Below are 12733 nucleotides of genomic sequence, written 5' to 3'. Positions count from 1 at the left end.
CGTCCGCCAGACTCAACTGACCCAGAACACGATCCGCCATCCCGAATCTCCCTGCTTCGACCATCATCACAGAATCACCAATCGGCTTCTATGCAAAGGTCTCACAAGGGGAGAAGGGAAGGCCGTGCCGCATTCCCTCACCTATCCGCGCCGCAGCATCCCTTCCAGCTCATCGGCTTCCATTACCACCGGCAGGCAGACCTGCCCCGTGCAGAGCCAGGCGCCGGGCTCGGCCGTTGGCGGCAGGACGCCGCCTGGCAAGGCCGGCAGATTTGTCGCCGAGCCAACAGGCACGACGATGTCCACCCGGCGCGGGTCTGGATTTCGATTCGCAACCGGAACAAGCCTTGTATTCTCCGGTCTATCCACGATCACCAGCTTCAGCGGTTCAAGCGCCAAGGCACAGGCATTGACTATACCCGCCTGGCCATAGCCCTGGTGCTCCGCCCGCCCGCCCGCGTGCTCTGCGACTGTCCAGGCTTTTTCCCAGAGATCGAGATCGCCCGAAAGCGACGACAATCGGACCAGGGCTTCGATGATCTGGCCGGTAGCGGAAGGAATGGCTTCGTCGACATCGCCGCGGATGCGGATCGGCACATCCGCGCTGTCGGACGCGGTCAGATAGTAGCCGGTCTTGTCGCTGTCCCGGTGCCAAAGATCGAGTTGCTCAATGAAGTTCCCGGCGCGATCTATATAGTCGGGATCGCCGGTCGCCTCGAACAGTGAGATGGCGGCGTTGGCCATGGCGGCATAGTCGCTCGACAGAGCCGGAAACAGCTTCTTTGCGCCGAGCATCGAATGCGGCAGGCGGCCGTCACGTCCGGCAGCCGCAATCGCGGCAAAGGCCGTTGCCGCCGCTTCGATCCAGTCGGATCGGCCAAGCGACCGTCCGGCCTCGGCAAGGGCTGCGATCATCAAGCCGTTCCAGTCGGTCAGGGCCTTGCCGTCACGCCCGGGCCGCACGCGCTGTTCCCTCGCTGCCAGCAGCCTTTGCTTGAGCGGAACCAGAAGGTCACGATCGACGACGCTCTGCGCCTGTTGAGCGTCAGTCTGGCAAATGATCGGCTTGCCTTCCCAACCATGCGGATCGGCAAGCGTGAAGTATTTGAAAAACAATGCTGAATCGTCGCCAAGGGCTGCTTCGAGCTCATCCCTGCTCCAGGTGTAGAACAACCCCTCCTCGCCCTCGCTATCGGCATCAAGGCTGGCGGCAAAGGCATCGCCCTCGACTCGCATTTCGCGCAACAGCCAGGCAATGGTCTCTTCGATTCGCAGCCGGAACAATTCCTTGCCGGTTGACGCGTAGGCCCAATTGCACAAGCGGATGAGCTGGGCATTGTCGTAGAGCATTTTTTCGAAATGCGGGACCAGCCATTCGGCGTCGGTCGAGTAGCGGCTGAGTCCGCCGCCAATATGGTCATAGATGCCGCCGGCCAGCATCTTTTCGAGGCTGAGGAGAACGGCGTCGCGGTGCGATGCGGTGCCGTCGCGCAGCCAGGACAGCCAGAGGCTCTGCATGAACGGCGCGTTGGGGAATTTCGGCGCACCGCGCAGGCCGCCCAAATTGCGGTCGATCATGCCGTCAATGCCATTGGCGAGGTTCGCCAGCATGCCGCGGTCGAGCACGGCCTTGGCATGGCTGCCAGCCAGCCGCATCTCGACATGCGTGGTCAGGCCGTCGGCACTCTGGTTAACGCTTTCTTTCTTCTCCCGCCAAGCCTTGTCAACCGCCTCCAGCACCTGGACGAAACCCGGCCGGCCGTAGCGGGCTTCGCGCGGAAAGTAAGTGCCACCCCAGAACGGCTTGCCGTCCGGGGTCAGGAACATGGTCAGCGGCCAGCCGCCCTGCTCGCCCATCGAGGACAGCGCCGCCATGTAGATCTGGTCGATGTCGGGGCGCTCCTCGCGGTCGACCTTGATATTGACGAAGAGACGGTTCATGACGGCGGCGACGTCGTCGTTCTCGAAGCTCTCATGCGCCATGACGTGGCACCAATGGCACGCGGCGTAGCCGACAGAGAGCAGGATCGGACGCTGCAGCACCTTTGCTTCGGCCAGAGCGGCGGGCGACCATGGCCGCCAGTGCACGGGATTGCCGCTGTGCTGCTGCAGATAGGGGCTGGCCTCTTCGGCAAGCAGGTTTTGTGCAGGCAATGTCACGGCACTACTCGATGCGGATTGAACAGGCATAGCTAGGGCGCTTCGGCAGAGCGGGCAAATGATTTCAAAAGACTCCATCGTGGCGCTGTCGAGCGGGCGCCTGCCGGCCGGCATTGCGGTGATCCGGATTTCCGGGCCGCAGAGTCGATTCGCTGTCGAAACGATTGCTGGATCGAAGGTGCCAAACCGCGTTGCCACCTATCGCAAGTTCCGGGCGCCCGACGGATCGGTGCTGGACAGCGGCCTGGTCGTCTTCTTTGCCGGCCCCGACAGTTTTACCGGCGAGGACGTTGCAGAGTTCCATGTGCATGGCGGGCGCGCCGTTGTGGCGAGGATGCTGGAAACGATCGCCTCCTTCGACGGCGTCAGGCATGCCGAGCCTGGCGAATTCACCCGCCGCGCCTTTCTCAACGGCAAGCTCGATCTGGTCGAAACCGAGGCGCTGGCCGATCTCATCAACGCCGAAACCGAGGCGCAGCGGCGCTTTGCCGTTCACAACGCCCAAGGCGTGCAGAGCGAACTCTATCTGGGCTGGCGCCGACGGCTGATCCACGCCCGCGCGATGATCGAGGCCGAGATCGACTTTGCCGACGAGGATGACGTGCCGGGCTCGGTGGCCGATACAGTCTGGTCCGATGTCCGGGCGATGATCGGGGAAATAGAGCGTCACGTCGCCGGCTTCCGGGCTGCCGAAATCATTCGCGATGGGTTCGAAGTGGTAATCCTCGGCGCGCCGAATGCCGGCAAATCCAGCCTGTTCAACGCGCTGGCGCGGCGCGAAGCGGCCATCGTCACCGACGAGCCGGGCACGACCCGCGACCTGCTCGAGGTGGTACTGGACCTTGAGGGGATGCGGGTCAGGGTAACCGACACCGCCGGCCTGCGCGAGGCGCGTGGCATGATCGAGGCGATCGGCATCGAGAAAGCCAGGACCAAGGCGCACAGCGCCGATCTGCTGTTGCTGCTTGAGGATCTGGCGGAGCCAATCGCGATCGGTGTGCCGCCGGGCGACATTCAGGCGCTGAGGGTCGGAACAAAAATTGACCTGTTGGGGGGCAAATCGCCCTCGCCCGCGGCGCACTATGATTTCGCTATCTCGACGCGGGACGGCACGGGTCTGGCCGAACTGCTGGACGAGATCGGGCGTCGTGCCGCAGTCCAGATCGGCAAGGCCGGCGATATCCTGCCGTCGCGGCTGCGGCACGTCGAGCTGCTCAACGAGACGAAACGCTTCCTGCTCGCAGCAGTGGCCAGTGGTGATCGCGGGCAGGAGCTACGGGCCGAGGAACTGCGCCTGGCGGCGGATCCGCTTGGACGCATCGTCGGGGCGGTCGATGTCGAGGATATGCTCGATGTGATTTTTTCGCAGTTCTGTATCGGCAAATGACTCACGTGAAACATAGGGGAAGGAACACACCGGGGTGATTCACGTGAAACATGGGCCCAGGAATAGGGGGACTGTTTCACGTGAAACGATCTCGCTCGTAGCGTCTCCCCTTCTCCCCTTGGGGGAGAAGGTGGCCGAGCGAAGCTCGGTCGGATGAGGGGTGTTCCAGCTTGGCATCACCTGCACTTCGTCCAGCACCCCTCAACCGTCTTGGCGCTGCGCGCCAATCCACCTTCTCCCACAAGGGGAGAAGGGAAGACAAAACGGCGCCAGGCGATCTCTGTCTGCATTGTCGGGGGCAGTCATGCGTCTGAAGCGCCCCTGCGTCCTTGACAGCGCGTGCCTCCAGGGACATGTGTCGGTCCACTTGAATTCGGGATTCTGAAATGACCAATCACTATGATGTGGTTGTGGTGGGCGGCGGTCATGCTGGTTGCGAGGCAGCCAGTGCCGCTGCGCGGGCTGGCGCCAGGACGGCGCTGGTGACGCTGCGCTTCGACACGATCGGCGTGATGTCCTGCAATCCGGCGATCGGCGGCCTCGGCAAGGGCCATCTGGTTCGCGAAATCGACGCCATGGACGGGCTGATGGGGCGCGTCGCCGATGCCGCCGGCATCCAGTTCCGCCTGCTCAACCGCCGCAAGGGGCCAGCGGTGCGTGGTCCGCGAACGCAGGCCGACCGAAAACTCTATCGCCTCGCCATGCAGGCGGCAATCCGCCAGCAGGCTGGCCTCGATGTCATCGAAGGCGAGGTGCTGGATTTCGAAATCAACAACGGGGAAATCGACGACGGACGCATCGCGGCGGTACTATTGGCGGATGGAAGCCGGCTCGCCTGCGGCGCCGTGGTGCTGACGACCGGCACTTTTTTGCGCGGGCTGATCCATATCGGCGAAAAGAAGATCGTCGCCGGCCGTATGAACGAGCAGGCGAGCATCGGCCTGTCGGCGACGATGAGCCGCGCCGGCTTCAGGCTCGGGCGGCTGAAGACCGGCACGCCGCCGCGGCTGGATGGCAGGACGATCGATTGGGCGTCACTGGAGAGCCAGGCGGCGGACGAGGACCCCGTGCCGTTCTCGCTGCTGACCGATCGCATCGAAAATCCGCAGATCCATTGCGGCATTACCCGAACGACCAATGCAACGCACGAGCTGATTCGCGCCAATCTCGGCCGCTCGGCCATGTATTCGGGGTCGATAGAAGGCGTCGGGCCGCGTTATTGCCCGTCGATCGAAGACAAGATCGTCAAGTTCGGTGACCGCGAAGGCCACCAGATCTTTCTGGAGCCGGAAGGGCTGGACGACGACACGGTGTACCCGAACGGCATTTCGACCTCGCTGCCCGAGGACGTGCAACTCGACATCCTGAAGACCATTCCGGGGCTGGAGCGGGCAACCATGCTGCAGCCGGGCTATGCCATCGAGTATGACCATGTCGATCCACGCGAGCTCAAGCCAACGCTGGAAACAAGGCGGATCGCCGGCCTTTTCCTCGCCGGCCAGATCAACGGCACCACCGGCTACGAGGAGGCCGGCGCGCAAGGGCTGCTTGCCGGCTTGAATGCAGCGCGCAAGGCGTCGGCGAGCGAGGAAATCGTGCTGAGCCGCACCGAAGCCTATATCGGCGTGATGGTCGACGATTTGACCAGCCGCGGCATCGCCGAGCCGTACCGCATGTTCACCTCAAGGGCCGAGTTCCGGCTATCGCTGCGAGCCGACAACGCCGATGAGCGGCTGACGCCACTGGCGATAAGGCTGGGGATTGCCTCGCCGGAGCGGATGCAGCGGTTCAACAATGTCGTGCAAGACCTTGAGAAGGCGCGACAGCTCGCCCTCGGCACCACCATGACCCCCAATGAGGCAGCGCGCCATGGGCTCGAAATCAACCGGGACGGCGTCCGCCGCTCGGCCTATGAGTTGCTGGCCTATCCCGGCGTCGACATCGCCTGGCTGGCGCGGATCGAGCCGGCTTTCGCGGCGATCGACAGTAAAACGGCCGAACGTCTTGAAACGGAAGCCAAATATTCTGTCTATCTCGACCGCCAGCAGGCCGATGTTTCGCAGATCAGGCATGAGGAGAGCAGGCTTATTCCCGAGTCGCTCGACTTTGCTTCTGTTCCCGGCCTGTCGAACGAGTTGAAGCAGAAGATGCTGGCACGCCAGCCGCGCTCGATTGCCGATGCGCAACGCATGGAAGGCATGACGCCGGCGGCGCTGGCGATTATTGTCGCCCATGTCCGCAATGCCGAGGCGGCTGCGCGAAAGCAGGTCGCGTGAGCGCTGCGTCCTGGGCAAACCTGCAGGCGGCAGCGGGCCCGGTTTCACGTGAAACATTCGATCGCCTGGTCGAGTTCGAGGCCGTCTTCCAGAAATGGAACCGCCGGATCAATCTGGCCGCGCAATCGACGCAGGATGATGTCTGGCGCCGCCACATCCTCGACAGCGCGCAGCTGGCGCGAATCAAACCAGAGGCGAAGCGCTGGGTCGATCTCGGCTCCGGCGGTGGGTTTCCCGGCCTTGTGCTGGCCTTTTTGCTTGCCGAGCGGGACGGCGCCGGTATCGACCTGGTTGAAAGCAACCGGAAAAAAGCATCGTTCCTGCAAGCGGTCATCGGACAGTTCAGCCTGCCCGCCAAGGTTATCGCGCGCCGCATCGACGACAGCTATCCTCTTGTTCCTGCACCCCAAATCGTCACAGCCAGGGCACTCGCCTCGCTTCCGGCCTTGCTCGACCTGGCGGCACCGTGGCTGACCAAGGGGTCGCGCGGCCTGTTTCACAAAGGCCGGGATTACCGCGCCGAAGTGGCAGAAAGCGCTCAACGATGGTCTTTCGATCTGGTAGAACATGCCAGTGCAACCGACGCGCAGGGCGTCATTCTCGAAGTATCCGACTTGCGACAGCACCCTGGCTTGTGACCGGCGACCCAAATGAATTTCTGGCATAGACCCATGATGAAGAACGGCCCCCGAATCATCACCGTCGCCAACCAGAAGGGCGGCGTCGGCAAGACGACGACCGCCATCAATCTGGCCACCGCGCTGGCGGCCATAGGCGAACAGGTGCTGATCGTCGATCTCGACCCGCAGGGCAACGCCAGCACCGGGCTTGGCATCGACCGGCGCGACCGCACCGTCTCGTCCTATGATGTGCTGACCGGCGAGCTAGATCTCGAAGCGGCGGCGATCCCGACGGCGGTGCCTGGCCTGTCGATCGTACCGTCGACGCTCGACCTGCTCGGCATCGAGATGGAAATCGCCTCGGCGCCGGATCGGGTGCTGCGGCTGCGCAACGCTCTACGGGCTTCGGCCGAGCGCTCGGCCAATTTCGGCTATGTGCTGATCGACTGCCCGCCCTCGCTCAACCTGCTGACGCTGAATTCGATGGCTGCGGCCGATTCGGTGCTGGTGCCGCTGCAGTGCGAGTTTTTCGCGCTGGAGGGCCTGAGCCAGCTTTTGGAGACGGTCGAGCAGGTGCGCCGCTCGATCAACCCCGACCTGACGATCCAGGGCATCGTGCTGACCATGTTCGACGGGCGCAACAATCTCGCCAACCAGGTGGTGCAGGATGTGCGGGCGCATATGGGCGACAAGGTCTATGAAACCGTCATCCCGCGCAATGTCCGCGTTTCCGAGGCGCCGTCCTATGGCAAGCCGGCGATTCTCTACGACCTCAAATGCTCGGGCAGCCAGGCCTATCTGCAGCTTGCTTCGGAAGTCATCCGCCGCGAGCGCAAATTGCGTGCTGCCTGAACGATAAGCCGATTCGACACCGAAACGATCTGGACGGACGATGAACGAAGACCCTTCGAGGAAAAGACTGGGACGGGGACTGGCGGCGCTGATCGGCGAAATCGATCGCCCGGCGGCACCGGAAAAGCCCGGGCTGGCGGCCGACGGCAAGGTGCCGATCGAGTTCCTCAGCCCCAATCCCAAAAACCCGCGCCGGCATTTTGGCGACGCCGACCTGACCGACCTCGCCCAGTCGATCCGCGAACATGGCGTGGTGCAGCCGGTGGTGGCGCGGCCGTCGAAAACCCAAACGGGCCGCTACGAGATCATCGCAGGCGAGCGTCGTTGGCGCGCGGCGCAACGCGCCGGGCTGACCGAAATCCCGATCATCGTACGCGACGTCAACGATCGCACGGCGCTCGAACTGGCGATCATCGAAAACGTCCAGCGCACCGACCTCAACCCGGTCGAGGAGGCGCTCGGCTACCAGCAGCTGATCGACGACCATGGCTATACCCAGGCCGATCTCGGCCAGGTGATCGGCAAGAGCCGCAGCCATGTCGCCAATACGCTGAGGCTGCTCAAGCTGCCCGACGTCATTCGCGACATGCTGGTCGACGGCGCGCTCTCGGCCGGCCACGCCCGCACCCTGGTGACGGCCGAGGACCCGGCCGGGCTTGCCAAGCGGATCATCGACGAGGGGCTTTCGGTGCGCCAGGCCGAAGCCTTGGCGCAGATGCCGGTCGGCGCGCCGGCGGCAAAGCGCCAGCCCGCCGCACCGCCGCAAAAGGATGCCGACACACTGGCGCTGGAGCGGCTGATGACCAGCACGATCGGCATGATCGTCACGATCGAGCACAACCAGCGCGGCGGCGTGATCAGCGTCGCCTACCGGACGCTGGAGCAGCTCGACGAGCTTTGTCGAAGGCTGAAGCGGGAGTAGGTAGGTTGCTAAAATTAGCCGGCAAATAACGTTTTGCTGCCGCGCGGTGATTGGCGAAATCGTCGAAGTAGTTAATCTCCCCCCTTGAGGGGGAGATGGCCGGCAGGCCAGAAGGGGTCGTCAAATTTCAAGCGCCCACGTCCTCTGTCTTCGCGGAAGGGGCTGGTGTTCTACGCGCTGTGACCCCCTCTGTCGCCTTTGGCGACATCTCCCCCTCAAGGCGGGAGATTAGGTGCGCTGCGCCAGCCTTGCGCTCTCCACCGCAATGCCGAGCAGCGCCTGCCGCGCCAGCGCCACCGACAAATCGGGCCGCCGGCGTGTCTGCAGGACCGCCGTCTGCAGGCGGTTGAGTGCGCGGCCAAGCGCCTCGCTGCTCCAGCGTTCGAGGGCTTTCTCGACCAGCTTGCGCCTGGAGAAAAACACCGGCGGGCGCGCCGCGGCTACAACCGAAGCGGCATTGCGGCCGCCGGCGTCCATCAGGCCGCGCATCGCCTGGATCGCCTGCAACTGCCGCATCGCCGATGAAAGCACCAGGAAAGGCTGGCCGCCTGACTGACAATGGCGGTTAAAGGCGGTGTCGAAGTCGGCGATCCTGCCTTCGAGCAGGGCGTCGACCGCCGCGTCGAAGGAGAGGCTCGAGACATCGCCAGACGTCGCCTTGACGTCGTCGAGGCCGATTTCGGGCTGGCCATGCGCATAAAGCACAAGCTTTTCGATCTCGCCGCGCGAGGCCAGCCGGTCGCCGCCGAGATTGCGGCGCAGCGCCTGCCGCGCCTCCAGTGTCATCGACATGCCAGCCTTGCGCAGTTCGTCGTCGATGACCGTATCGATATCCCTGGCCTCATCGGCATAGCAAGGCAATGCCATGGCATTGTCCGCCGCCTCCACCACGGCGCGCAGGCCGACGCCCTTCTTCAGGTCGCCGGCCTCGATGAGGATGATGGCGTCCCGCGCGGGCTCCGACGTCAGCGCCTTGACGTCGTCGGCAAGCGCCTTCTGGGCGCCGGCATTGCGCACCCATAGCAGGCGCCGCTCCGAAAACATCGGCACGGTGCGGGCCTCGTCGAGCAGGCGGCCCTCGTCGCGATCGACCTCCGAACCGTCCAGCCTGACGACCGAGAACGGATCGTCAAGCGGCAGGCCGGTCTTGCCGGCAAAGGCCTTTGCCCGCTCGGCAACCAGCCCGCGATCGGGACCGTAAAGCAGCACGATCGAGACGCGCGGATCCGGCTTCGCGAGCCATGCATCGACCTCGTATGCTTTCTTTTGTGCCATGGGCGCTGATTAGCATGACGCGGGCGCGGGGTGAACGGCGGGATGGCGGTATTGTATCGAGACGCCGGAGGGGCAGAGGGGGCGCGAAGGAAGACGAGCCTCTCAAGACGTGGGTTCCTCGCCCCCGCAAAGCGGCTAGGGGATGCACACATCTTTTCGTTGCGTCGATGACTCATCTGTGAGTTGCGGCGTCGGGTTGGTGTGTGATTCTGTAGGCGACGTACTGAGGGAGGCGTCGCGGTGTCATCTATGGGATTGTTGGGGTCGTTCGGTGACGAACGGCTCGAAAAAAGGGGCTCCAGCTTCTGGAGCGGATGGTGTCGCGCGAGAGCGTGTGCCTGCGCCGCTTGGCTGGAGGAGCCCGTAGCGGGATCGTGGGCTTTTGTCGGTTCCTGGCGAACGCTCGGGTGACGACGGACAGGCTGATTGAAGGTTGGGGCGCTGCGACGGCTGAGGCTAGCGCCGGTCGTCATGTGCTGGCGATCCAGGACACCAGTGAGATCAATTTCGCGACGACGCCGGAGTATCGGCGTGGCCTTGGCGAGATTGGCAAGGGCGGCGGCCGTGGCGTGTTGCTGCACGCGATGCTGGGCATCGATGCCGAGACGGGCGGCGTTCTGGGGCTGGTGGCGGGCCGGGTGTGGACGCGCGAGGGGCGTGTGGAGGTTGCTCATGCCAAGCGGCCTCTGTGCGACAAGGAGTCCGAGCGCTGGTTGAGCACGGCCGCGGCGGCCAAGCCGGTGTTGAAGTCGGCTGCACTGGTGACCGAGGTGAGCGACCGCGAGAGCGACATCTACAGCAAGTGGGCGCTTGTACCCGAACCCGGCTTCCACATTCTGACCCGCGCCATGCACGACCGCCGGATCCAGGGCGGCGGCAAGCTGTCGACCGCACCGCTGCAGGCCGCCGGAGAGGCCATGGTCGAGCTGCGCGCGCGGCCTGGTCGGGCGGCGCGCACGGCCCGGCTGGTGGCGAGCTTTGCCCAGGTCGAGGTCGTGCGCCCCGACAACACGATTGAAGAGGGCCTGCCCAAGACGGTGAGCGTGAGCTTGGTGCAGGTAACCGAGATCGACCCGCCGCAGGGCGCCGAGCCGATCCTGTGGCGACTGCTAACCACCCATCTCGTCGAGGACGCGGCCATGGCCTGGCGGATGGTCGATTGGTATCGCATGCGCTGGACCATCGAGCAGTTCTTCCGCACCCTCAAACAGCAGGGGCTTCAGCTGGAAGACAGCCAACTGGAGACCGCCGAACGGCTCGTCAAACTGACCGCCATCGCCGCGCGAGCCGCCTGTGTCGTCATGCAACTCGTCCAGGCCCGCGACGGCCGATCCGCACAACACGCCGCCATCGCCTTCACCCACGCCGAAATCGACACGCTTCAAGCCCTGCTGCCCACACTAGAGGGAAAAACCGCCCTGCAGAAGAATCCCCACGCCCCCCAATCCCTCGCTTGGGCCGCCTGGATTATCGCCAAACTCGGCGGCTGGGACGGCTATCCAAAGTCCAAAGCCCCAGGACCCATCACCTTCCGACACGGATTGCAGCACTTCCTGTCCATCGCCCATGGATGGGCGCTTCGAAATGTGTGAATCGCCTAGCGCAAAGCGGGGGAGAGGTGGCTGCGAAGCGGTCGGAGAGGGGGCTTTCGTAGAGCGCGGCTCCCCCTCTCCGTCTCGGCTTCGCCGAGCCACCTCTCCCCCACTTCCGTGGGGGCGAGGAACCCAAGCTGGAATGAAGCCGCGATCCTCCGGCAGGACAGAGGGGGCGTGAAGGAACTCGACCGAGCGATCTTCCCGCAGGACGTTCCTGCTCTTGCGCCAGACTAGGCCGGGCATTCGCCAAATTGCGCGCCGGCGCGGAAGATCGACAAGAAATTTCGCCGACATATCTCCATCCTGTCGGCCGCGGGCAGCAGCCAGCGGCAGCGAAGCCTCGCCCGACGAATTGGCACTGCTCTGGCGGTGTGCAAATATCCTGGCCGGGCAACAGTGGAGGACCGAGATCATGGCCGATGCCGGAATGCTGCGCTTCCATGTTCCGGAACCGGAAGTGCGGCCGGGCGGGACGCCGGATTTCTCTAATGTGAGCATTCCAAAAGCTGGCTCGGTGCCGCGCCCGAAGATCGACGTCGACCCGCGCGACATCCGCGATCTGGCCTTCTCGATCATCCGCGTGCTCAACCGCGCCGGCGAGGCGGTCGGGCCGTGGGCACGACTGCTTTCGGACGACGAGTTGCTGGAGGGGCTGCGCCATATGATGACGCTGCGCAGCTTCGATGCGCGCATGCAGATGGCGCAGCGTCAGGGCAAGACCTCTTTCTACATGCAGCATCTCGGCGAAGAGGCAGTGAGCTGCGCCTTCCGCAAGGCGCTGTCGCGGGGCGACATGAATTTTCCGACCTATCGGCAGGCCGGCCTGCTCATCGCCGACGGCTACCCGATGGTCACGATGATGAACCAGATCTATTCGAACGAGGCCGATCCGCTGAAAGGGCGGCAATTGCCGATCATGTATTCATCGAAGGAGCACGGCTTCTTCTCGATCTCCGGCAATCTGGCGACGCAGTACATCCAGGCGGTCGGCTGGGCGATGGCCTCGGCAATCAGCAACGATTCAAAGATCGCCGCCGCCTGGATCGGCGACGGCTCGACCGCCGAGTCCGACTTCCATTCGGCGCTGGTGTTCGCCTCGACCTACAAGGCGCCGGTCGTGCTCAACGTCGTCAACAACCAGTGGGCGATCTCGACCTTCCAGGGCATCGCCCGCGGCGGTTCCGGCACTTTTGCCGCCCGTGGGCTCGGCTTCGGTATTCCGTCGCTGCGCGTCGACGGCAACGACTATCTCGCCGTCCATGCGGTGGCCAAATGGGCGGCGGAACGGGCGCGCAGCAATCTCGGGCCGACGCTGGTCGAATACGTCACTTACCGCGTCGGCGCCCATTCGAGCTCCGACGACCCGTCGGCCTACCGGCCGAAGGCCGAGTCCGATGCCTGGCCGCTCGGCGACCCGATCGTCAGGCTGAAGAACCATCTCATCCAGCGCGGCGTCTGGTCGGACGAACGCCACGCCCAGGCCGAGGCCGAAATCCTCGACACGGTGATTTCGGCGCAGCGGGAGGCCGAGCGCCACGGCACGCTGCATGCCGGCGGCAAGCCCTCGGCGCGCGACATGTTCGAGGGCGTCTATGCCGAGATGCCGCCGCATCTCAGGCGCCAGCGCCAACAGGCAGGGGTCTGAC

Annotated in this window: 9 protein-coding genes; 7 read left to right on the top strand and 2 right to left on the bottom strand. The window is 64.4% G+C overall.

The features are described 5' to 3' along the window. Positions 1–141: 141 nt before the first annotated feature. Entirely contained in the window at positions 142–2160 is a 2019-nt protein-coding gene (locus NKJ91_RS21590) for a thioredoxin domain-containing protein (protein ID WP_352457189.1), read from the bottom strand. A gap of 58 nt (positions 2161–2218) precedes the next feature. On the opposite strand from NKJ91_RS21590, the gene mnmE reads away from it, so the two are divergent. The 5 genes from mnmE to NKJ91_RS21565 all read left to right on the top strand — a co-directional run bounded on the left by mnmE (position 2219) and on the right by NKJ91_RS21565 (position 8217). After that, the gene (mnmE, locus tag NKJ91_RS21585) at positions 2219–3547 is read left to right on the top strand and encodes a tRNA uridine-5-carboxymethylaminomethyl(34) synthesis GTPase MnmE (protein WP_352457188.1); all 1329 of its coding nucleotides are present in this window, start codon (positions 2219–2221) and stop codon (positions 3545–3547) included. Between the two features lie 386 nt (positions 3548–3933). Then, on the top strand, positions 3934–5823 hold the full coding sequence (mnmG, locus tag NKJ91_RS21580) for a tRNA uridine-5-carboxymethylaminomethyl(34) synthesis enzyme MnmG (RefSeq protein ID WP_352457187.1): 1890 nt from the start codon (positions 3934–3936) through the stop codon (positions 5821–5823). After that, the gene (gene rsmG, locus NKJ91_RS21575) at positions 5820–6461 is read left to right on the top strand and encodes a 16S rRNA (guanine(527)-N(7))-methyltransferase RsmG (RefSeq protein WP_352457186.1); all 642 of its coding nucleotides are present in this window, start codon (positions 5820–5822) and stop codon (positions 6459–6461) included. The genes mnmG and rsmG overlap by 4 nt, the downstream gene beginning before the upstream one ends. A 33-nt stretch (positions 6462–6494) precedes the next feature. Then, positions 6495–7295 carry a ParA family protein gene (locus NKJ91_RS21570; RefSeq protein ID WP_084642633.1) on the top strand — a complete coding sequence of 267 codons (801 nt, stop codon included), beginning with the start codon at positions 6495–6497 and terminating at the stop codon, positions 7293–7295. Between the two features lie 40 nt (positions 7296–7335). Continuing rightward, positions 7336–8217, top strand: a complete 882-nt coding sequence (locus NKJ91_RS21565) for a ParB/RepB/Spo0J family partition protein (protein ID WP_352457185.1) — start codon at positions 7336–7338, stop codon at positions 8215–8217. Between the two features lie 228 nt (positions 8218–8445). Here NKJ91_RS21565 and holA read toward each other — a convergent pair whose 3' ends face one another. Beyond that, positions 8446–9492 carry a DNA polymerase III subunit delta gene (gene holA / locus NKJ91_RS21560; RefSeq protein WP_352457184.1) on the bottom strand — a complete coding sequence of 349 codons (1047 nt, stop codon included), beginning with the start codon at positions 9490–9492 and terminating at the stop codon, positions 8446–8448. A 314-nt stretch (positions 9493–9806) separates the two neighbouring features. Here holA and NKJ91_RS21555 point away from each other — a divergent pair, with 314 nt between their 5' ends. Next, positions 9807–11084 carry an IS4 family transposase gene (locus NKJ91_RS21555; RefSeq protein WP_352457183.1) on the top strand — a complete coding sequence of 426 codons (1278 nt, stop codon included), beginning with the start codon at positions 9807–9809 and terminating at the stop codon, positions 11082–11084. Between the two features lie 415 nt (positions 11085–11499). Further along, positions 11500–12732, top strand: coding sequence for a 3-methyl-2-oxobutanoate dehydrogenase (2-methylpropanoyl-transferring) subunit alpha (locus tag NKJ91_RS21550; protein ID WP_352457182.1), 1233 nt, complete (start codon positions 11500–11502; stop codon positions 12730–12732). The last annotated feature ends 1 nt before the right edge of the window (position 12733 follow it).

Origin of the sequence: Mesorhizobium sp. M0040 (assembly GCF_040323505.1) — a bacterium.
In the GTDB taxonomy this organism is placed as follows: Bacteria; Pseudomonadota; Alphaproteobacteria; order Rhizobiales; family Rhizobiaceae; genus Mesorhizobium.
The sequence above is the reverse complement of the archived record's forward strand: the minus strand, read 5'-3'. Positions and strand labels throughout refer to the sequence as shown.

Excerpts from the sequence above, each read along its gene's own strand:
- mnmE (WP_352457188.1), top strand. The coding sequence starts at position 2,219 with ATGATTTCAAAAGACTCCATCGTGGCGCTGTCGAGCGGGCGCCTGCCG.
- mnmG (WP_352457187.1), top strand. The coding sequence starts at position 3,934 with ATGACCAATCACTATGATGTGGTTGTGGTGGGCGGCGGTCATGCTGGT.
- NKJ91_RS21570 (WP_084642633.1), top strand. The coding sequence starts at position 6,495 with ATGATGAAGAACGGCCCCCGAATCATCACCGTCGCCAACCAGAAGGGC.
- NKJ91_RS21565 (WP_352457185.1), top strand. The coding sequence starts at position 7,336 with ATGAACGAAGACCCTTCGAGGAAAAGACTGGGACGGGGACTGGCGGCG.
- holA (WP_352457184.1), bottom strand. The coding sequence starts at position 9,492 with ATGGCACAAAAGAAAGCATACGAGGTCGATGCATGGCTCGCGAAGCCG.
- NKJ91_RS21555 (WP_352457183.1), top strand. The coding sequence starts at position 9,807 with ATGGTGTCGCGCGAGAGCGTGTGCCTGCGCCGCTTGGCTGGAGGAGCC.
- NKJ91_RS21550 (WP_352457182.1), top strand. The coding sequence starts at position 11,500 with ATGGCCGATGCCGGAATGCTGCGCTTCCATGTTCCGGAACCGGAAGTG.